At 61.3% G+C, this 20,469-nt stretch carries 21 protein-coding genes and 1 pseudogene; 8 read left to right on the top strand and 14 right to left on the bottom strand.

Going from position 1 to position 20,469, the window contains the following annotated elements:
* The gene (locus QMX97_RS16490; RefSeq protein ID WP_065906351.1) at positions 1-1,563 is read right to left on the bottom strand and encodes an ABC transporter substrate-binding protein; all 1,563 of its coding nucleotides are present in this window, start codon (positions 1,561-1,563) and stop codon (positions 1-3) included.
* A gap of 378 nt (positions 1,564-1,941) precedes the next feature.
* Between QMX97_RS16490 and QMX97_RS16485 the strand changes: the two genes are divergently transcribed.
* Entirely contained in the window at positions 1,942-2,856 is a 915-nt protein-coding gene (locus tag QMX97_RS16485; protein WP_065906350.1) for a LysR substrate-binding domain-containing protein, read from the top strand.
* Positions 2,857-2,880: 24 nt separating this feature from the next.
* The gene (locus QMX97_RS16480) at positions 2,881-4,314 is read left to right on the top strand and encodes a serine hydrolase (protein ID WP_282397270.1); all 1,434 of its coding nucleotides are present in this window, start codon (positions 2,881-2,883) and stop codon (positions 4,312-4,314) included.
* A 215-nt stretch (positions 4,315-4,529) separates the two neighbouring features.
* Here QMX97_RS16480 and QMX97_RS16475 read toward each other — a convergent pair whose 3' ends face one another.
* Genes QMX97_RS16475 through QMX97_RS16460 form a run of 4 tightly spaced genes read right to left on the bottom strand, consistent with a single transcriptional unit; the run spans position 4,530 to position 6,337 of the window.
* Complete coding sequence (locus tag QMX97_RS16475; protein ID WP_065906345.1) at positions 4,530-4,997, bottom strand: periplasmic heavy metal sensor; 468 nt, start codon at positions 4,995-4,997, stop codon at positions 4,530-4,532.
* Complete coding sequence (locus QMX97_RS16470) at positions 4,994-5,419, bottom strand: hypothetical protein (protein WP_213550733.1); 426 nt, start codon at positions 5,417-5,419, stop codon at positions 4,994-4,996. The genes QMX97_RS16475 and QMX97_RS16470 overlap by 4 nt, the downstream gene beginning before the upstream one ends.
* On the bottom strand, positions 5,416-5,994 hold the full coding sequence (locus QMX97_RS16465) for an RNA polymerase sigma factor (RefSeq protein ID WP_201144142.1): 579 nt from the start codon (positions 5,992-5,994) through the stop codon (positions 5,416-5,418). The genes QMX97_RS16470 and QMX97_RS16465 overlap by 4 nt, the downstream gene beginning before the upstream one ends.
* Positions 5,995-6,025: 31 nt before the next feature.
* Positions 6,026-6,337: a YXWGXW repeat-containing protein gene (locus tag QMX97_RS16460; RefSeq protein ID WP_106804209.1), complete on the bottom strand. Its 312-nt coding sequence runs from the start codon at positions 6,335-6,337 to the stop codon at positions 6,026-6,028.
* Positions 6,338-6,563: 226 nt separating this feature from the next.
* Between QMX97_RS16460 and QMX97_RS16455 the strand changes: the two genes are divergently transcribed.
* Positions 6,564-6,704: a hypothetical protein gene (locus tag QMX97_RS16455; protein ID WP_162946075.1), complete on the top strand. Its 141-nt coding sequence runs from the start codon at positions 6,564-6,566 to the stop codon at positions 6,702-6,704.
* On the opposite strand, the gene QMX97_RS16450 is transcribed toward QMX97_RS16455, so the two are convergent.
* Entirely contained in the window at positions 6,701-6,949 is a 249-nt protein-coding gene (locus QMX97_RS16450) for a DUF1652 domain-containing protein (RefSeq protein WP_065906338.1), read from the bottom strand. The genes QMX97_RS16455 and QMX97_RS16450 overlap by 4 nt on opposite strands.
* Before the next feature lie 248 nt (positions 6,950-7,197).
* Here QMX97_RS16450 and QMX97_RS16445 point away from each other — a divergent pair, with 248 nt between their 5' ends.
* A complete protein-coding gene (locus tag QMX97_RS16445; RefSeq protein ID WP_282397269.1) occupies positions 7,198-8,142 on the top strand; it encodes a GGDEF domain-containing protein in 945 nt (314 codons plus the stop codon).
* Positions 8,143-8,406: 264 nt separating this feature from the next.
* On the opposite strand, the gene QMX97_RS16440 is transcribed toward QMX97_RS16445, so the two are convergent.
* The 4 genes from QMX97_RS16440 to QMX97_RS16425 all read right to left on the bottom strand — a co-directional run bounded on the left by QMX97_RS16440 (position 8,407) and on the right by QMX97_RS16425 (position 10,848).
* On the bottom strand, positions 8,407-8,667 hold the full coding sequence (locus QMX97_RS16440) for a hypothetical protein (RefSeq protein ID WP_065906336.1): 261 nt from the start codon (positions 8,665-8,667) through the stop codon (positions 8,407-8,409).
* A 3-nt stretch (positions 8,668-8,670) separates the two neighbouring features.
* The gene (locus QMX97_RS16435) at positions 8,671-9,117 is read right to left on the bottom strand and encodes a GNAT family N-acetyltransferase (protein WP_282397268.1); all 447 of its coding nucleotides are present in this window, start codon (positions 9,115-9,117) and stop codon (positions 8,671-8,673) included.
* A 99-nt stretch (positions 9,118-9,216) separates the two neighbouring features.
* Complete coding sequence (locus QMX97_RS16430; protein ID WP_201144139.1) at positions 9,217-10,116, bottom strand: helix-turn-helix domain-containing protein; 900 nt, start codon at positions 10,114-10,116, stop codon at positions 9,217-9,219.
* Between the two features lie 36 nt (positions 10,117-10,152).
* A complete protein-coding gene (locus QMX97_RS16425) occupies positions 10,153-10,848 on the bottom strand; it encodes a fumarylacetoacetate hydrolase family protein (protein WP_282397267.1) in 696 nt (231 codons plus the stop codon).
* 125 nt (positions 10,849-10,973) lie between these two features.
* Here QMX97_RS16425 and QMX97_RS32120 point away from each other — a divergent pair.
* A pseudogene (locus QMX97_RS32120) lies at positions 10,974-11,108 on the top strand (LysR family transcriptional regulator); the annotation flags it as partial.
* Positions 11,109-11,119: 11 nt separating this feature from the next.
* On the opposite strand, the gene QMX97_RS16420 reads toward QMX97_RS32120, so the two are convergent.
* Complete coding sequence (locus QMX97_RS16420) at positions 11,120-11,449, bottom strand: hypothetical protein (protein WP_065906328.1); 330 nt, start codon at positions 11,447-11,449, stop codon at positions 11,120-11,122.
* Between the two features lie 92 nt (positions 11,450-11,541).
* Positions 11,542-11,982: a carboxymuconolactone decarboxylase family protein gene (locus tag QMX97_RS16415; RefSeq protein WP_120448339.1), complete on the bottom strand. Its 441-nt coding sequence runs from the start codon at positions 11,980-11,982 to the stop codon at positions 11,542-11,544.
* 183 nt (positions 11,983-12,165) lie between these two features.
* Here QMX97_RS16415 and QMX97_RS16410 point away from each other — a divergent pair, with 183 nt between their 5' ends.
* On the top strand, positions 12,166-13,551 hold the full coding sequence (locus tag QMX97_RS16410; protein ID WP_282397266.1) for a PLP-dependent aminotransferase family protein: 1,386 nt from the start codon (positions 12,166-12,168) through the stop codon (positions 13,549-13,551).
* A 70-nt stretch (positions 13,552-13,621) separates the two neighbouring features.
* Here the strand turns inward: QMX97_RS16410 and QMX97_RS16405 are convergent, their stop codons facing one another.
* Entirely contained in the window at positions 13,622-16,120 is a 2,499-nt protein-coding gene (locus QMX97_RS16405; protein WP_282397265.1) for a TonB-dependent siderophore receptor, read from the bottom strand.
* A 1,110-nt stretch (positions 16,121-17,230) separates the two neighbouring features.
* Positions 17,231-17,668, bottom strand: a complete 438-nt coding sequence (locus QMX97_RS16400) for a DUF3995 domain-containing protein (protein WP_065906320.1) — start codon at positions 17,666-17,668, stop codon at positions 17,231-17,233.
* Positions 17,669-17,760: 92 nt separating this feature from the next.
* Between QMX97_RS16400 and QMX97_RS16395 the strand changes: the two genes are divergently transcribed.
* The gene (locus QMX97_RS16395; RefSeq protein ID WP_065906318.1) at positions 17,761-18,150 is read left to right on the top strand and encodes a DUF2946 domain-containing protein; all 390 of its coding nucleotides are present in this window, start codon (positions 17,761-17,763) and stop codon (positions 18,148-18,150) included.
* Between the two features lie 93 nt (positions 18,151-18,243).
* On the top strand, positions 18,244-20,370 hold the full coding sequence (locus tag QMX97_RS16390) for a TonB-dependent receptor (RefSeq protein ID WP_282397264.1): 2,127 nt from the start codon (positions 18,244-18,246) through the stop codon (positions 20,368-20,370).
* Positions 20,371-20,469: the final 99 nt, after the last annotated feature.

Here is a 20,469-nt window from a genome sequence, read left to right as displayed (position 1 = left end):
TCAATTGCTCCCGGAAGCAGGGACGCTGACGGTCCACAGGCGCGGCTTGGACACCGGCCAAGTGCGCAGGCCCTTGACGTAGTCACGGCTGGCGGCAATCGCGTTGCCGTTGTACATCGGGATCATCGGCACATCCTTGATCATCTGTTGGTGCAGTTGATCGAACAATGCCTGGCGCTTGGTAATGTCGCCTTCGCGCTGGGCTTCACGCAGCCATTCACGGGCCTGGGGGTTGTCCCAGACCTTGCGGGCTTCCTTGTCTTTGTCGCCGGTCATCGAATCGAAACTCAGGGCCGGGTCGAGGCGCTCGGAGTACGGGAACGCCATCATCTGGTAGTTGCCGCTCTGGTAGCGCTCCAGTTGCGTGCCCCACTCCAGGGTCTCCAGCTCCAGGTTGATGCCGCTGGCCTTGGCCATGGCCTGCACGAATACGCCCATGTCGAAAATCGCGGCGTAGCGTTTGTTGACGATCAGTTTGATCGGCTCGCCCTTGTAGCCAGCCTCACGCAACAACTGCGCGGTCTTGGCCGGGTCGAAGGTGTAGCCCTGGTCTTCGACGGCCGTGTGGTAATGGCTGCCGCTGGCGACCATCGAGTTGTTGGCCTTGGAACGCCCACCGGTGAGGGCTTCGACGATTTGCGCCGAATCCAGGGCATGGGCGATGGCCTGGCGCAGGCGCACATCCTTGAGCAGCGGGTCGCGGGTCTGGAACAGCAAGGCGTTGACCGACATGGTGCCGCTGGAGGTCACACGCACGCCGGGGTTGGCCGCCAGTTCGGTGGCGTCCAGCGGGGTGACGTCGATCAGCAAGTCGACGTTTTTCGACAGCAAGGCGGCTTTGGCGGCGGCCGGGTCCGGGATCACCAGCAGGCGCACGCGGTCGAGGGTGGTGGATTTGTTGCCGGTGTAGCCATCGGGCTGTTGTTCATCGCGGGCGCTGTAGTTGGGGTTACGCAGCAGTTCGACGTATTGACCGGGCTTCCACTCGCCCAGCTTGAACGGGCCGGTGCCGACCGGGGCCTTCCAGCTGCCATCGGCGTTGAGCGAGTCCGAGGAGAGGATGCCGCTGCCGCCACACTCCGGCAGTGCGGTACTGGTAAGGAACAGGCCATTGGGCTTGTCGAGGGTGAACACCACGGTGAGTGGGTCCGGGGCGCTCATGTCGACGATCTTGGCGCCACCATGGCCATCGAATTCAGGCGCGCAGCGCCATTGGGTCTTGGGGTCGAGGAAGCGCTTCCAGGTCCACAGCACGTCAGCGGAGGTCAGCGCCTTGCCATTCTGGAACTTCACCCCGTCGCGCAGGTGGAAGGTGTAGCGCAGGCCGTCGTCGGACACCTGCACGTCCTTGGCCAGCAGCGGGCCGACGGTGGCGTCTTCACGAAAGGCCACCAGCCCTTCGGTGAGGTGCATGATCACCGCGTCGGAGTTGGTGTCACGGTTGACACCGGGGTCGGTGCTGCGGATATCGGCGTTGAGCGCCACCTTCAACACACTTTCGGCGTGGGCAGTACCCGCCAGCGCCGCAGACAAAGCGCCTGCCAGGATTAAAGTCTTGTTCATGATAAATGCACCTTAAATGATCCTTACGCTTGGGGTTCGGACGCTGGCAGGACCCAAAAAGAGGCACGGCCGAACACCTGGATAGTTGTTGTTGTTTTAGTCGCCTTCACGGTCGGCGAATGTTCCTGGACCGATCTTATTCTTCACGCGGCAAGCTTGAGAAGAACGCTCCAGGTGATCAGGCTCGGCTTTTCCGATCACCTTCCGAGCCGTTCACAACCTGCCCCCAGCCTACCGAAAAATCGGGGCCCGGAGCCGTTTGCGCGCGTTCAGAAATAATGAACCTGATCGGCCAAACCGATCTGTGCGCACCTGGAGCCATCAGATAAGCTGGCGGGTATTCAATGGTTCAAATGCTCAAACCCGAGGCCGTCCTTCATGACACTCACCCATCTTCGTGCGTTCTGTGCCGTGGTCGAAAAAGGCAGTTTCCGCTCTGCCGCGCGCCAGTTGGATGTGGCGCAAAGCACCCTGACCCAATCGATCCAGACCCTCGAAAAAGAACTCGGCGTGGTTTTGCTGCAACGCTCGAACCAAGGCATCAACCTGACGTCGGCTGGCGAAGTGTTCCTGGTGCGCGCCCGTTCCATCACCCTCGATTGCGAACGCGCGCTGCTCGACCTGCAACCCTGGAAAGGCGAGCCCGAAGGCCATATCGACCTGGGCGTGACCTCCGAGCCCCTGGCCGAGCTGCTGGTGCCGGTGCTGAGCAACTTCACCCAACGCTTCCCGCGCATCCAGGTGCACGTGGCCAGCGGCACCACCAAGGGCCTGGTCGAAAAGGTCCGCGATGGTCGCCTGGATTTCGTGCTGTGCCCGCTGGCACCGAATGTCACCGATATCGACCTGTCCATCGACCGTCTCTACAGCTCCAGCGCCGGCATTATCGCGCGCAAGGGCCATCCGTTGGGCCAGGCCAGATCGGTGCGGGAACTGGTGGACTGCCAATGGATCAGCGTGCGCTCCACCGGTGTCATCGGTGGCGCGGAAAACCGCCTGGTCCAGCTGTTCCGCACTCAGGGCCTGGCGCCGCCGAAGATCGCGATTACCACCGACTCGCTGCTGGAAACCCTGCACATCGTCTCGGAAACCGACTACCTGACCATCGAACCGCGCATGCTGCCGGGGATGAAGCTGTTTTCCAGCGCACTCACCACCATCGCCATCGAAGAACCCCTGGCGCCCCGGGATGTGTGCCTGATCAGCCGCCGTTCAGCGCCCCTCACCGGGGTCAGCCAGGAACTCACCAGCATGCTGATTTCCTATTCCCGGCTGGTACACCGCAGCCGTTGATCGCCACCCTTGCCGAGCCTTTTCATGCCCCTGACTTCCTACGATGGTCTGCCCCGCGCCAGCGCCAGCAGCCTTGGTACTGACCCCGACCGTTTGATCGCGTTTCTCGATGCGGTCAAGGCCGCCGGCCTCGACCTGCACGGCTTCATGCTGCACCGCCACGGCCACGTGGTTGCCGAAGGCTGGACGTGGCCGGTAGATCCCAATGAGCCACGCGTGCTGCACTCCATGGCCAAGAGCTTTACCGGCTGCGCCATCGGCCTGGCCATCCAAGAAGGCTTGCTCAATCTCGATGATCGGCTGGTGCGTTTCTTCCCCGATGAAGTCCCCGCGAACGCCGACCCGCGCCTGGCCGACATGACTGTCGAACACCTGCTGACCATGCGCACCGGGCACGCCAGCAACACCTCCGGCTCGGTGTGGCGCAGCATCAGCACCAGTTGGATCGCCGAGTTCTTCAAGATCCCCCTGGCCTACGCGCCGGGCACCGAATACGTGTACACCAGCGCGGCCAGCTACATGCTCTCGGCGCTGATCAACCGCGTCGCCGGCCAAACCCTGCACGACTACCTCAAGCCACGCCTGTTCATCCCCTTGGATATTCACAATGAAACCTGGGACATCGGCCCGGACGGCGTGAACCCCGGCGGCAACGGCCTTACCGCGCCCGTGTCGGCGGCGCTGAAACTGGCGGTATTGCATGCCCAGAACGGTGTCTGGGACGGCCGGCAGGTATTGCCGGCGGCGTGGGTCCAGGCCGCTACCCAACCCCAGGGCGGCCCCGACAGCCGCTACGGCTACCACTGGATGATGAAACCGCGCCCAGCCTTCAGCGCGCTGGGGGTGTTCGTACAGATGGCCGCGGTGTACCGCGAACACAACGCAACCTTGGTGCTGGTAGGTGGGATGAAAAACTCGGCAGAGATCGTGCCGTTTATCGAGCGTTATTTTCCCGCAGCCTTCAGCGAGGATTGCAGCGTGAAACCCGAAGCCGATGCACGGCTGGAGCAACGGCTGGCGAGCATGGCTGAGCAGCCTCTACTGGTTTCAGACTGCCCAGCGCCCGAGGATTCGATACGCGTATTTGCCGTGGCCGAAAACGGGCTTGGCGTGCGCCAACTGTCGTTCGCGTTTACAGGCCATGTACTCACCTTCGAACTGACCGACAGCCAGGCCACCCATCGCTTGCAGATCGGCATCGACCACTGGCTCACAGGGCTCACCAGCATGCCGGGCCGTGCGTTGCACCATGGCTATGAATTCAACCACGCACAGATCGTGGCCGGTGCCCGCTGGTTGGATCAAAAGACGCTGGAGATGACCTGGATCTATCCGCAGACCGCATTCAGGGATCGGGTGAAATGTGTGTTTGAAGGCAACAACGTGAGCCTCGCCCGCACGGTGAACGTCAACAGCGCAGAGCGAGAGCAGGAAGTGCTGGTGGGCAAACGCCTGTAAGTCAACCCGCTCACCACATAGAACCTTTAGAACCTGGCTGGGCGTAACACCCAGGTGCCGGCATCGCCGGCAAGCCAGCTTCTACAGGTTGACCGTGGTCGCCATGCGAGCCCTTGGGTTACTTTGGGCTGGGCCGGCATTCCGGCTCTTTTCCAAAGTGACCCGCTGTAAAAGCGCAACCCATGGCAACCGCGACCGCAGCAACGGATATGGACTCAAGACCGAGGCTTCTTCCCCCGCTCCTGCCCGCGCAGGTACAACGCCTCCACCAGTTTCTGCCGTTCATCCTGCGGCAAGGTCCCGGCAAACTGCGCCAGGGTGCCATCCACCAACGCCCTTAGCGCTGCATCCGCCTCACGCGCCTTCGCCAACTCGGCCACCAACACTTCATGGTCCAGCGTGGGTGCCTCCAGCTGCTTGATCACCCCCATGCGCGCCTCACGTCCGGCCATGATCAACGGCTGGCTGTCGGCACTGTTGCGTCGCAGCAACTGGCGCAGTTCCCTGCGCCGTTCCGGTGGCAGGTTGATCATGGCCTGGCGCAGGCCGTGCTGGTTGACCAGCACTTGCGCCGGTTTGGCGCTGGCCATCCAGTGGTAAAGGCCACCGCCGACCCCGCCGATCAAGAACACATTGAGCAACACCGAAACGAACAACCACGGTTTAAGGGATCTGACGGTCATTGCTCGGTTTCCTCAGCGTTGACGGTAAAGACGACTTCGGCGTCGCCCTGGTCGAAGACGCTGGGCAGCACTTCGGATGACAACATGGGCAACGGCACGCTCATGGACGCCACCAGCATCCCGGTGACGATGCCGGCAATGCCCACGCCGACCAGGCCGGCGGGCGATAACCAGCTGGCGTAGCGTGACCAGAATGAGCGTGGCGCGGATTGACGTATCTGCCGCACCAGCGCCGGGTCGGGCAACGCGAGTTGATGGCTGTCCAACTGATGGTCGAGCCAGCGCGCCTGCTGCAGGGCGTCGCGCGCATGCAGATTGCCGCTGTCGAGCAACGCCTGGGCGGCGGGCTGTTCGGTGTCGGGCCAGCGCTGCAGGTCCGCCCCGTACACGTCGGCCAGATAAGCAAAGCGTTCGGGTGTCATGATTTTCCCCTTCCTGGGCGGGCAAGCCCGGGTGTGTCGGCAAGTTGACTGCGCAACTGGCGTCGGGCCCGCGACAGCAGGCTCTCCAGTGCCTCGACGCTGATATTCATCAGGGCCGCGGCGTCGATATTCGACAGCTCCTGGTAGTACTGCAGCACGATGGCTTCGCGCTGGCGTTCGGGCAAGGCCGCCAACGCGGCGGCCATGCGGGCACTGCGGTCCAGGGTTTCCAGCTGTTCATCCGGTGGCGGCGCACTGTCCGCCAGTTCTGCCGTGTCCTCGTCGCTCAGCGGGCGCTCCTTGCGCCGGCGCAGGCGGTCGTGACACAGGTTGAGCGCGACCCGGTGCAACCAGGTGTCGAAACGCGCCTCGCCACTGCGCCAGTTGGCCGCCTGGCGCCAGATGCGCAGGAAGCTTTCCTGGGCCACGTCCTTGGCCTCATCGGCATCGCCCAGGATCCGACTGGCGAGCGCCAGCAAACGCGGGAGTTTGCGCGTCACCATTTCGTTGACGGCGGCAGGTTCGTTATTGCCGATACGCGCCAGCAGTTCAACGTCCGGATCAGTGTCTTTCAATCGGGTAGTTCTCGGGGCCAAGGGTCAAGTTTCAGCGGATCCAATGCCCTTCGCGCCAGTACCAGTTCGGACCATGGGCTTCCCAGTGGCCGGGCTCCCAACGCGCATTGCGCATCACCGGCTGCCAGTGACCCGGCACCCAACCGTAGCCGCGCCCTTCCCAGCGCCAGTGGCCTCGGTCCCAGGCGTAGCCGGGGCGCTGGGCGGGAATCACTTCCACACGCTGCGGCGGGGGTGCCTGCTGGATGATGATTTCGGTCTGGGCAAAAGTCGGGGTGCTCACAAACGCGGCGAGGGCCAGCGGAGCAAGCAAGGCAAAACGCAATTTGGCCAGGGGTCTCATGGCAACTCCTTCATGCAACCGGCGAAAGTGCGGGTTGCTGATGGGTTGAACGGCGGGTGCGCAAAAAATCCGTCGCGGGCCGCGCGGATTTATTTTCGGGCAGTGCTCGCCAGCAGTATTGCGCAGGGAATGAGAGGGCTTGATGAAATATCTGAAAGCTTCGCGACGGATTTACGCGGGTGGCCGCGTTGAAGGATTAACGCAGGTAAAACCAAGAGGAAACACCATGTACCGTCGCCTTACCATGCTGGTTGCCGCCCTGCTGATCGTCAGCCTCAGCGGTTGCGTGATCCTGCCGGAGCACCGCCATTGCTGCTGGCGCTACTACGGCGCGCTCGACACGCCCAGCCACACCGTCGACAGCTAACTGACCGCCGCAAATCCACGGCGCCCGGCCTTGAGCTCGGTGCGCAGTTCGCCGATCAGGTTTGCGATGGAACGGATGCTGTCCAGACCCTCGGGGGACACGCGCGTCAGCAGCAGGTCGACGCGTCCGGACACTGGCTCGAACACGCTGATGCGCAGCGAACCGTCGCTGTTCACCGTGCAATCGCACGCAAGCGGCAGGAAGCCGGAGGCCATGATGCGGTTGAATTCGACGATGGAAATCATGATAAGTCCCCTTCCCTGGGCCTCACCCGGTAGTTGTGATGCAGACAGAGTAGATGAGGTTTTGCAGGGGATGGGGCTATTCGCGCAAAAGTGCCAACCCTGACTCATTTTGCCCCGAAACCGCCGGTTCGCTGGCGTCAGAAAAGCGGTCAACCAGACCTCTCGTCTACTGCCAAAGCCCGGGCTTGACTCCAGGCGTGGATCAAAAGACGCTCTTGGCTTTTGGCCATCATCTCGAGCATTCCAGCATGCGCACCGCCCCTCCGAGCCAGCCCGACAGTGACGTGTACAAGACGCTATTGGAGTCGACCAAGGCCATCCCCTGGCGCATCGATTGGCAGACCATGACCTTCAGCTATATCGGCCCGCAGATCGAGGCATTGCTCGGCTGGACCCCGCAAAGCTGGGTCAGCGTCGATGACTGGGTCGAACGCATGCACCCGGATGACCGCGAATACGTGGTGAATTTCTGCGTGTCGCAATCGCGCGCCGGCGTCGACCACGAGGCTGATTACCGCGCGCTGACGGCGAATGGCGACTACGTGTGGATTCGCGACGTGGTGCATGTGGTGCGCAAAGAGGGTGAAGTCGAGGCACTGATTGGCTTCATGTTCGATATCAGCGAGCGCAAGAAGACCGAAGAACACCTGGTGCGCCTGCAGAAACAACTCGAGGAATATTCCTACCAGGACGGCCTCACCGGCATCGCCAACCGGCGCATGTTCGACACCGTGCTGGAGCGCGAATGGGCCAGCGCCCAGCGCAGCCAGTTGCCGCTGTCGTTGATCATCCTGGATATCGATTTTTTCAAGCAGTACAACGACCACTACGGGCATATCAAGGGTGACGAATGCCTGCGCCAGGTGGCACGCACACTGTCGCAGGCGGCCAATCGCCCACGGGATTTCATTGCGCGTATCGGCGGTGAAGAGTTCGTGTGGCTGCTGCCGGAAACCGACGCGGCGTCGGCCCGGCAAGTGGCACAACGCTGCCTGCATCTGATCCGCCAGCAGCAGATTGAACACGGCTTTTCGCCCGTCGCCAACCAACTGACCTTGAGCCTGGGTGTCGGTACGCGGATCGTCACACCCGAGAGTGCGATGCTGGGGTTTGTCGAAGACGTCGACAAGTTGCTGTACCAGGCCAAACGTAATGGACGCATGCGCGCAGAGTTTGCCGAGGGTGAAGTTTGACGCCGAGGTCAAATCACAGGCAAAAAAAATCCCAAGTAGCTGATGGAAACTTGGGATTTAAAAATGCATAAACCGTGGGAGGTGAACGCCCGGCAATATTACCGATTGTAAAAAGCCGTAACAAGATTATTTTAATCCTTTCGTCGGATTAAAAGTGTTGTAAGTCATTCAATAACCACACTTTTTTAAAGGGAGTCAGCGGTATTAATGCCACTTTTTGGTGCAACTTCCGCTATATATCCACGTATAAGAAAGGGTTATTGATTAATTCGGTGCGCCTCTGCTGATCGACTGTTCGCTCAACTGTTTGCAGCTATCGCGAAGTTCAAGGCTGCCGGACACTGCCACACTGGCAACCCGCTCAACTTGCCGACACAGTGCCAGGCGCTCGGCGGCCTCCTCGCGCTGGCGATCCGCCTTGGCGTTGAGCTGCATGAAATACCCCCCGAGCAGCACCGCCACGCACAGCACCCCGACCGCATAGTAGCGCAGGCTGTTGGACGGCTGCGGCTCAAGGGGCCTCATGGTTCAGTCCACCCTGCTCTTTTCATAACGCACGTCGTCACCCTCGACCCGGCCCACTACCGACCAGCCCAGGCGTTGGTAGAAACCGTTGGCGCGAATGTCGGCACCACCATCGGTGATCAGGAACAGTCGCTGGTGATGCTTGAACAGCGCCGCCTCGGCCACGGCCATCAACTGGCGTCCAAGGCCAAGGCGCTCGTGCGACGGCAAGACGAACATTGCAAACACCTCTCCCTGCGCCAGGTCGACCATGGCAAACGCCACCGGCTGGCCCTCAACCTCGGCAATCCAGACACAGGGCGCTGCCTGGATAGTGTCGGCCAGCACCTGCGGCGTGATGCCCAGGCCGGCCATCTGCTCGCGGCTCAGGTGGTTCTGCACCACCGAGGTGCGGATGGCAAAAAGCGTGTCGATGTCATCCGTCGTCGCCACGCGGATACGTGTTTGCATACTGGCCTCCCTGATGAAGTGCGCAATTGTATGCAAATAGAAACACACCGATTGTCGTGGATTTGTAAAACGCCTTAACAGGCGGCGGCAAGCCGGCCGCTATGCAGTGGATTGACGCCTGAATTGCCCCGGCGCCATGCCGTGAGCCTTGCGGAAACAGCGGGAAAAGTACGCCTCATCGGTAAACCCACAGCGATGTGCAATCACGCCAATCATCTGCGTGCCGTTGAGCAACAGCGTGCGCGCCAATTGCATGCGGCGGTCGAGCACCAGTTGCGAGAAAGGCTTGCCGGTTTCCTTGCGCAGCAGGTGGGTCAGGTAGTTGGGCGACAAAAAGGCCGCGGCGGCCGTATCGGTCAGGTTGAGGGTCGGTTCATGCAGGTGCTCGCGGATATGCGCCTGCACCCGCGCCAGGGCATCCTTGCGCCCGCGTCGGGTGGCGTTGTTGGCAGCGAACGCCTGTAACGGCTCGGCGTATTGCTCGCAGACCAGGCCGATCAGCTGGAACAGATAGCCCTTGAGGCGCTCGCGCGCGCCGAAAGTGCGATGGGCATCCAGGTCGCGCATATGCGCCAGCCAGGTTTTGACCTGCTCGAACGTGGCATCGTCGAGGATGAAGTCCAGCTGTTCCTGGAAGCGAAACGGCGACAGTTCCGGCGCCTGGCCGATGGGGATGTCTTCCAGGTCCAGCGGATCGCACGTCAACTGCGGCAGGAAAAACGCCTGGCTGAAGTTGATCAACAAGAACTCGCCATCCTCGGGATGCGGGATCACATGCAGCCGATGCGGCAGGATGAATGCCAGGGCGTTACGCGGGAACGGCCGCACCGCGCCGCCGATATGCTGCACGGTGTCGCCGCCAAGGTTGATCTGGATCTGGAAATACTCATGGCGATGAGGACTGGTCAGCGCCGCCCTGCCGCGTTTGTCGCGGATGTAGAAGTCGGGGCGGTCGCTGCGCTGCTCCATGCCGTAAGTGGTGACGCGGGTGCCTGGCATAACGGTCTCTCGGATGGCCTGGGCACCACTGTAGCCTCAACCCTGGCCGAGGGTGAAACGCAACTCGCCAAGGCCGTCGATGCCGGCGCTGAGCACATCACCGCGCTGCACCGCACCGACACCGGCAGGCGTGCCGGTGAAGATCAGGTCGCCGGGCTTGAGGGCTGCGGATTTGGAGGCGTGGCTGATCACTTCGCTGACGTTCCAGATCAAGTCCGCCAAGTCGCCGACCTGACGGAGCTGACCATTGACCTCGAGCCAGATTTTGCCGCTGGACGGATGCCCGACGGCGCTCACCGGTTGCAACGCGGTGGTCGGTGCGGATTCGTCAAAAGCCTTGGCCCACTCCCACGGACGTGAGAGCTTTTTCGCCTCGGCTTGCAGGTCGCGGCGCGTCAGGTCGATGCCGACGCCATACCCCCAGACGTGGGACAAGGCGTCTTCAGGATTGATGTCCACCCCACCCTTGCCGATCGCCACCACCAGTTCGACTTCGTGATGCAGGTCGGCGGTCAGCGGCGGATAGGCGATCACGCCCTCGGCCGGCACCACCGCGTCTGCGGGTTTCATGAAGAAAAAAGGCGGTTCGCGGTCCGGATCGTGCCCCATTTCGCGGGCGTGTTCGCTGTAGTTGCGGCCGACGCAAAAGACCCGGCGCAAGGGGAAGCGCGCGTCGCTGCCCTTGACTGCCAACGAGGGGGTTTGCGCGGGGGTGAAGACATACTCGGTCATGGTCTGTGCCTCTTGGTTTGCCTGGCACCAGTATGGCGAGGGTGCCCGCGACGAACTTGGACAGGCTTACGCAGATTTTGCACTGGGCGGTGTTTGCTCCTGCGGCGCACTGCCCGGCATCATTATTCGAGCCTGCGCAGTTCATGCACTTCAAGCTGTGCTGGCGCGCCGCTGAATACCTGTCCCAGGCGAACCGGTGGTTTATCACCACGGCGAACGTATTTTTCCAGGACGATGCCGGCTCACCGCCGTCGTTTTAAACCGCCGGAGGTTATTTGCGCGCCACTTTATAGCGCAGGCAATCCTGGTAGAAACTCTGGCGAATCGCCTCGGGCTTGAGCCGTGAACGGCTGTCATAGGTCTGTTCGGTGATGCCCATGGCCATCATGCGCATCCACGATTTGCTGAACTTGATGGTCTGGATCTTCTGCCGCGCGGCATACAGCGACACGCCCGACAGCTTCAGTTCCTGGGCCCTGGCGGCGGTGCCGGCGCCCCAACTGCACATGTACTTGTCACCCTCGCGCAGCTCCCGTGCCTGCACGGCAGCCGCGCCGCCGGCCAATGAGCAGGCGATCAGCATGATTCCAACAGTGCGCATTTGCTTCCTCACCTAACCACCTGAAAATAAAAGTGATTTTGGCGAGGATTTGCCTACAGGGGGGCCATTAAATTGCCTTCTTGCGCAATGTTTCAGGCCGCCGCTGCGGGCGTGGTGCGAAAGGTGACGCCAAGGCGGTTAAAGGCGTTCATCAGGGCGATGCCGTAAGTCAGGTCAGCCAGTTCCTTGGCATTGAATTCGGCGGCGGCGGCAGCGTAGTCCGCGTCCGACACATCACTGCGGGTAACGGCTTCAGCGAAGGCCAGGGCGATGCGTTCCCGCGCGGTAAACACGTCGTGGGCATCGTGCCACACCGGCACCAGTACCAGTTTATCCACGGCCAGGCCTTGCTTGAGCAGGTCCCGCGAGTGCATATCGATGCAGAACGCGCAGCCGTTGATCTGCGAAACGCGCAGGTACACCAGGTCGATCAGCGCCTTGGGCAGGCCGCTGTTCTGCAGGTAGACGTAGACGCCGCCGAAAGCCTTGTAACCTTCCGGGGATGCTTGGGTGTAATCGAGGCGAGTGGTCATGGTAAATCCTGTTGCGGTTGAGTGAAGGGGCCATCTTGCGGCGCCATGGCTCACCTCTGAAGAGCCAAGAATGGCGCTGATGCATAGACCATGATGGCCTGGTCATTAATAGCAGTTATGGCACTTGGGAATGGGTCATGGCCCCGGTAGAGTGCGATCAGCCACGACCTGGAGCCAGGCCCCATGTACACCCTGCCCCCGCCGGATCTCACCGACGCCGAACCGATCTACCGCCAGCTTTACTGGCGCTTTCGCAGTGCCATTGCCGAAGGGCTGCTCAAGCCGGGCGAGCGCGTACCGGCGGCGCGGGCCCTGGCCAAGGAGCTGGGGCTGGCGCGCGGCACCATCGACAGCACCTACTCATTGCTCACCGCCGAGGGCTACCTGGAGTCGCGCGGCCAGGCCGGAACGGTGGTGGCCCAGGGTATCGAGGCCGCCCTGCCCACGCGCGTGGTGGCCGCGCCCTACCACGCGGTGCGCCGTCAGCAGCCGGTGCTGCCCTTCCAGATGGGCCTGCCCGCGCTGGATGCCTTCCCGCGCAAGATCTGGTCGAAAATCGCCGCCCGCTGCGTGCGCGCCACGCAACTGGCCGACATGGCCAACCCGCCGGTCCAGGGCCTGCCCGCGCTGCGGACCGCCATCGCCAGCTATTTGCAGGTGGCCCGGGGTATCCACTGCACGCCGGAGCAGGTGTTTGTCACCTCGGGCTATCGCAACACCTTGAGCCTGATCACCCACGCGTTGCTCAAGCCCGGCGACCGGGTGCTGGTGGAAGACCCGGGCTACCCGCCGACACGCTCCCTGCTCGAGTACCTGCACATCAACACCGTGCCGCTCCCGGTAGACGCCGATGGCCTGTGCGTGCGCCAGGCCGGCGACGCCCGTGCGGTGATCGTCACCCCCGCCCACCAGAGCCCACTGTGCGTGTCGCTGTCGCTGCCGCGTCGCCTGGAGTTGCTGGAATGGGCCACGCGCCAGCAGGCGTGGATCATCGAAGACGATTATGACGGCGAATACCGTTATGTCAGCCGCCCGCTGCCTGCCCTCAAGAGCCTGGACCGCGAGGGTCGCGTGCTGTACGCCGGCACGTTCAGCAAAGTGCTGTTCCCCGGCATTCGCCTGGCCTACTTGGTGGTACCCTCCTCCCAGGTTGCGCACTTTGCGCAGGTGAGCCAGAGCTTTCTCGGCCATTGCCCGGAACTGACCCAGGCGATCGTCGCCAGCTTTATCGCCGAGGGGCATTTCGCCCGCCATATCCAGCGCATGCGCAAGCTCTATGGCGAACGCCGCGACGCCACCGCCAACGGCCTGCGCAAGGTGTTGGGCGAGCATATTGGCATCGATGCGCAGCCGGGCGGGATGCACCTGGTCCTGCGGCTCAAGGCTCCACTATCGGACCGTTTGCTGGTGAAGAAGCTGGCCGACGCCGGCATTTTTGCCGAGGCCTTGAGCGATTGGAGCATGGTGCAGCAAACCGGCCCCGGCCTGCTGCTGGGCTTTGCCAATATCGATTCCCAGGCCAGCGCCGAGGCCTTGGGTCAACGTCTCCTCGAATGCCTTACGGGCTAGCGTTCACGCGCGCCCTGACAAGCCTTGGCGATGCTGCTCGCGTACGTGTTCGCCAAGGCCTTTGTTCAGATCACCACTGGTAGGTCGCGCTCGCCTGCACCGTGCGCTGCGAGCCATACCAGCACCACGAGTACGAGTAGCAGGAGGCGACGTACTCTTTGTCCGCCAGGTTAGTGGCGTTGAGCGCCAGGCGCAGGTTGTCCTTGAGGTTGGCGATATTCGGGATGTCGTAGTGCACCGCCGCGTCGAACAGCGTGTAGCCCGGCACCTTCAGGGTGTTGGCGGTATCGCCCCAGGACGAACCGACATAGCGCGCGCCGGCGCCGACGCCGAAGCCCTTGAGGTGGCCGTCGTGAAAGGTGTAGTCGGCCCACGCCGAAGCGGTGTGGCGCGGTACCGCGTAGGTGGTGGTGCCTTCGGCGTCGATGGCAGGGCCTACGCCGATATCACTGATCGGTGCATAGCGCACGGTGCTGTTGGACTTGCTGATGCGGTTATCCAGGTAGGCATAGGCCGCGGTGATATCCAGGTTGTCGTTGAGGCTGGCCTTGCCTTCGAGTTCAAAGCCTCGCGACTGCACCTCACCGTCCTGGCTCTGGCAGCGACCGGAACCGCACAGGTGGGTCGGATCCGGGTCGGTCGTGAGTACATTGGTCTGGCGCAGGTCGAAAATCGCCGCGGTGATAAAGCTGTTGCTGCCCGGCGGCTGGTACTTGATGCCGATTTCGTACTGCTTGCCTTCCGTCGGCTTGAATACCGAACCGCCATACCCGGTGCCCGACTGCGGGTTGAACGACTCCGCATAGCTGGCATACGGCGCCAGGCCATTGTCGAACAGGTAGACCAGGCCGACCCGGCCGGTAAACGCCTTGCTGTCCAGGGAAGACTTGGTCTTGGCACCGGTACTCAGGGTCTGCGTGCTGTTGTCGGTGCTTGCCCAGTCATAGCGACCACCCAGCAGCAGCACCCACTTGTCCCACTTCATCTGCTCTTGCAGATACACGCCGGTCTGTTCGCTGCGCGAGGTGCCATCCGTGGTGTACGCCGGTACCGGGACGGCCGCGCCGTAGACCGGATTGAAAATGTCGAGGGTCGGCCCGGCGGTGTAAACGCCCGAACCGGACTTGGTGTCGGTGCTGGTGTTCTGGTAATCGAGGCCCATCAACAGCGTGTGCTGCAACGGCCCGGTGTCAAACTTGGCCTGCAGCTGGTTGTCGAGGGTGTAGGCATCCATGTCGACGTCACTGGCGATGGTCGAGCGTCGGATGGTGCGGTAGTCCGTCAACAGGTAGTTGCTGTAGAGGCTGCGGTACTGGCCCTCGGTGCGCAGGTAACGGGCGTTCTGGCGCACCGTCCACACATCGTTGAAGTGATGTTCGAACGCATAACCGAGGGAGTAGTACTCGCGGTCGCTTTTTTCGAAATTCTTCTCGCCGTCGTAGAAATCCACATCGATCTTGCGCCCGGTCGGGCTATGCAGCACCGAGCCCCACGCCGGGATTGAACCGTAGGACGCGCCCTTGGGATCCTTCTGGAAATGCCCGAGCAAGGTCAGCGAAGTGTCCTCATCCGGGCGCCAGGTGAATGCGCTGGACAGCGACTGGCGGCGAGTCTCGGTGTGTTCGACCTGGCCGTCCGCATCATCGAAAAGGCCGGCGACGCGGTAGGAATACACGCCTTGGTCATCGATCGGGCCGCTCAGGTCGAAGGTGGTGCGTTTCTTGTTGAACGTGCCGTATTCAACGCCCACTTCGTGGAACGGTGTATCCAGCGGGCGCTTGCTGACCATGTTGACCACCCCGCTCGGCGTGCCCTGCCCGTACAGCACCGAGGCCGGGCCGCGCAGCACTTCGACGCGCTCCAGGTCGAACGCGTCTTTTTGTGGCAAGGCGTCACGGCTCGATGGCATCCGCAAGCCGTCCAGGTAGGTGGCCGGGGCAAAGCCGCGAATGGTCAGTTGGTCCAGGCGCGACGCGGTGGCGCCACGGGTTTCCGGGATCACGGCGGCGCTGTAGCGCAGGATCTGGTTGAGGCTCTCGGCATTTTGCGCGCGCATCTGGTCTTTGGTGACAATCGAGATCGACTGTGGGGTCTCGATCACCGCGGTGTCGGTCTTGGTCCCCGACAAACTGCGCGTCGCGACATAACCGGAGACCGGCCCGGTGGGGCTTTCGCTCTGGTACGCGCCGCTGATGGTGGTGGCCTGCAACTCCATGGCGCCGCCGCTCTGCGCGATGGCCTCCAGGCGGTAGCGATCGGCGGAGAGCTTCAGGGCCTGCAGGCCGCTGCCGGCGAGCAACTGGGTCAGCGCCACGTCGATATCGTATTGCCCGCTCAGGCCGTTGCTGTGCTTACCTCGCGTCAGGCTTGCGTCGAATGCCAGCACCAGGCCCGCCTGCTCGGCCAGGCTGTTGAGAGCCTGGCTCAAGTCGCCAGCCGGAATCTGGAAACCACGCACCGCGCGGCTTTCTTCGGCGAAGGAGGTCTGGACGGTCAGCAACGGCACGGCGGCAAAGGCTATCGCCACTGAAAGGGCCAGTGGATGCAAAGGACGAGCGAGGCGCGACATGGGAAATCCTGTGTAGGAGAGGTTCTATAAACCATGACGGCCATGTCCGGAAATCGGGTAGTAATGAGAGAAGTTTTTATTTGAGATTCATTCTGCCAGCGCAACTGCAATCAGCTGCGGCGCTTTTTTGTGTTGCTTCGGGGGGTGTTTTTTTGAGGCTTTTCCCTCGATGGGTGGGCCTTTTCTGATTTTTGGAACCGCTCATCCAGCGGTTTTTTCCTGCGGCAGAATCCGATGCCTTGCCCTTTGCCGAGACGTCACGGATGCTATCAAGTACGGGTGCAGGGCGATGGTTCTGCGCAACAGCTGGACGCTTTGTTTTCGCGCCCTACGCACAGCCAAGGAACATTACGATTTCAGGATAAGAATGAAATACTGGAATGAACTAGAGAGAAATATAGTCTTCGAGAAGTTATTCATCAAACCTGTAGAGATTGGAAAAATCGCATTATTTTCTTTGCAGATAGAATAGGAGGGCAAAGGCTATAACACTTGCAGAATGGGGATTGATTGCCATGGCATTCGCGACTTGAAAATAAAAAACCTACCCATCCGAAAAGTGTTTTTCTTGACCATCACACGCAATGAGGATCAATTTTACTTTCAAGCAACCAACAAAAACGCATCAATTGAATTCAAGGCTAAATACATTTCACTTTGCGAACCAAATATTTATATGAACGGAGCTGATGATTATTTTTTTGAGTTCATAAATACATGATGGGCTTCCTATGCCCCGTAGCCAGCCTCCATTCGCCCCCTTCACCCAATGCCATTTTTGATTAAACCACTCCGCGTAAGCCGCTCTAGCATTGGCATTACTCAATGATTTACTTAGAAACAGAGCTTGATGAAGCTTTAGAAAAGCCATGGATCAAAAACAGAAAACTTAACACCGATGAGTTGAAGGTATTAATAATATCTCTTTGCGAAACTTTTTACGCCGCTGGGTGCGATTTTCCCGACCGATTGAAAACTCCCGACAACTTGAACGTATTTTATCTGAAAGAACGGGATATCCATTTAGGATGACGGACATAAGTTTGTCGTTCTTGATTTACATGGACGACCATGACTGCGTCAGTTGGGCTTAGGCTAACGAAGCCAAGTTCACCCCCACGCCACCACCAACAACCCTACCCCCAACACCAGACACAACGGCGAATAAAAATACGTATCCAGTCGCGCAAACCTCGACCCACCGACTTTCTTGAAGAACCCCACCAACTCCGAATCCCCAATCGCCCTGGCAAACATCACCACGGCAATCGCGCTGATTCCCCATTGCAACGCCCCATGGGACACCGCCGAGAAATACAAACCCGCTCGCAGGCACACCAGCAGCGCGATCGCCACTAGCCCCATCGCGACCAGAAAGGTCCCCAGCGCCGAGGGTTTGAACGCCGGGCGTGGGCCGCTGGCGAATTCACCGGGTAGTTGGGGGATGGCGGCGAGACTGCCGAGTTTGCCGCCGGCGGCCCAGTACAGGTGCACCATGCTGATACAGGTGAATACGCCGACGATCCATCGTGCGATGACAAAGCTCATGACGGTTCTCCCTGAAAAGATGCGAGACAGGATAGTCGCCCTGAGATTTTTTGCAGGCATTTCGTCGGCGGCTGATGGTAAAGTGCCGCCCCATGAAAATCGCCCGTGCCGACCGCTCGCTCATTGCCTGGATGCTGTATTGCTGCGTCCTGTTCAATGTGTTCGCCTGCAGTATTGGTCATGGGCAGATGGTCGGGATGCAACTCAACGGCATCGGCGGGCAGTTCTGTACCGTCGACCCGCGTACCCAGGCACCCAAGCCGTCCAACTCCGCCGATGAGCAGTTGCCGACGCTGTCCAAGGCGTTTGGTTGCCCGTTGTGCTCGACCGGCGGCATGGGCCCGGCGCTCAATTCCAGCCTGAATGTGGCGGTGTTGCCGCAACCCCATGCGCCACCGCCGGCGATCGTTGCTGCCGCTGACATCCCTGCCCGTTTCACCTGGCCCACGGCCCATCCGCGTGCGCCACCCGCCCTCGCCTGATCCTTCGCGTTCCGATCTGCACTGACCACCGTTTCCGCAAGGAAGGACGGGCGGCCGTGCGTTGTTTTCGAGCCAAGTTTTTCAGGATTCAACATGAAACATTTACCTCTGTTGGCGGGCCTTTTCGGCTGCCTGCCTGTCTGCACCTGGGCCATTGAACTGGCGCCTACCACCGTTGATGGCGAACAAACCGCCGAGCCCGGCCTGGCCCTGGACCAATCCAGCGGCGTCGCTTCGCGGCTGGGCTTGAGCGTGCGGGAAACCCCGGCGTCGGTGGCGATTGCCAATCGCAACGATATCGAGCGCCATGGGGCGAAGACCTTCCGCGATGCGGCCAACACCCTGCCCGGCGTCAACGCCAGCGCGCCGCCGGGGTTTGGCGGATTTGTGTCGTATCGTGGCTTCACCAGCAACCAGATCACCCAGATGTTCAATGGCATCAACGTCGCCACGGGCCTGGCCCGACCGGTGGATGCCTGGATTTATGACCGAGTGGAATTGGTCGGCGGCCCCTCCTCCCTGATCAACGGCGCCGGCTCCGTGGGGGGGTCACTCAACTACGTGACCAAGTTGGCCACCCGCGAGGAACAGGCCGCCGAGGGCCAACTGACCTACGGCAGCTACGACACCGTCGGCATGGCCTTGGGGGTCAACCACGCGCTCACCGACCCTGGCGCCGACGTCCAGCACTACGCGCGCCTGGATGTGAGCCGCAATACCAACCACAGCTACATCGATCGCGACCAGCGCGACGCCTGGAGCCTGGCGTTTTCCCTGCTCAGTGATCTCACTCCCAACCTTTCGCATACGCTGGCCCTGGAATATCAGGATGAACACGAGGACAGCCCCTACTGGGGCACGCCGGTGCTCAACCCCAAGGCCGGCGAGCTGAAGATCGACAAGCACAACCGTTTCAACAACTACAACGTCGCCGATGGCCGTTACGAGCAACGCACGATCTGGGCGCGCTCGATCATCGACTACCGTATCAACGACAGCACCACCCTGAAGAACACGCTCTACCACCTGGACAGTCAGCGCGATTACCGCAACCTGGAAACCTACCAGTACAACGCCGACAACAGCGCGGTGAACCGCTCTACTGCCTATCAGGTGCGTCATCAGGGTGAACAGCACGGCAACCAGTTCGAACTGCGCCACGAAGACAGCCTCTTCGGCTTGTCGACCACCTGGTCCGGCGGCTTTGAGTACAAGGTCAACAGCACCACCAACACCCCGCTGAATGTGTCGGGCAACAGCACAGTGGATCCGAACAACTTCGATCCAGGGCACTTCTACGACATCCCGCGCACCCGGGAAAGCTTCGGCAAGGACAAGACCAGCGAAGTCACCACCAAGGCGCTGTTCGTGGAGAATCGCCTGGGTTTGACTGACAAATTGTCGCTGCTGACCGGTCTGCGTTATGACGCCATCGACCTGGATGTCACCAACCACCGCGCGGTGACCGCCAGCAACCCAAGGCATTTCACCCGCAGCTGGGAGCCGGTGACCGGCCGTGTGGGCTTGACGTACCAGTTCATCCCCTCGGCCAATGTCTATGTGCAATACAGCACCGCTGCCGAGCAACCGAGTACCACCACGCAAGTGTTCGATGTATCGACGGGCAAACAGTGGGAAGTGGGCAGCAAGTTCGATTATCTGGACGGCCGGGGCTCGGCCACCGTGGCGGCCTACAAAATCGAGCGCAAGGATTTTGCGGTTACCGATCCGCAAGACCCCACCAGCAGCATTCCGGTCGGCGCGCAGTCGTCCAGAGGCATCGAACTGGCCAGCTCCTTGCGCATCACGCCAAGGCTGCTGGCAGAAGGCAACTTCGCCTGGGTAGATGCCGAGTACGACGAGTTCAACGAGAAAATCGCCAGCGGCGCGGTGGTCTCGCGCAAGGGCAATACGCCTACCAACGTGCCCAAGCGCGTGGGTAATGTGTGGCTGACGTATGATTTTGCCGAGGATTGGCAAGGCGGCGTGGATGCGCGGTACGTGGCACAGGTGTACGCGGATAACGCCAATACCCAGACAGTGCCGGCTTACACGCTGTTCGGGACGTTCCTGCGCTACAAGGTCGACGCACACACCTCGATCACCGGTCGCGTGCGTAACCTGACGAATGAAGTCTATGCCGAGTTTGCCCATGTCTCCCCGGCGTACTACCTGGGCGCGCCGCGCACGTTTGAGCTGGCGGTACAGACCAAGTTCTAGCCTTGGAATACACCCCAAATGTGGGAGCGGGCTTGCTCGCGAAGGCGGTGGACCAGTCAGCCTCTCCAGCGACTGACGCACCGCTTTCGCGAGCAAGCC

This window comes from Pseudomonas sp. PS01298 (assembly GCF_029959745.1).
In the GTDB taxonomy this organism is placed as follows: Bacteria; Pseudomonadota; Gammaproteobacteria; order Pseudomonadales; family Pseudomonadaceae; genus Aquipseudomonas; species Aquipseudomonas aylmerensis.
The sequence above is the reverse complement of the archived record's forward strand: the minus strand, read 5'-3'. Positions and strand labels throughout refer to the sequence as shown.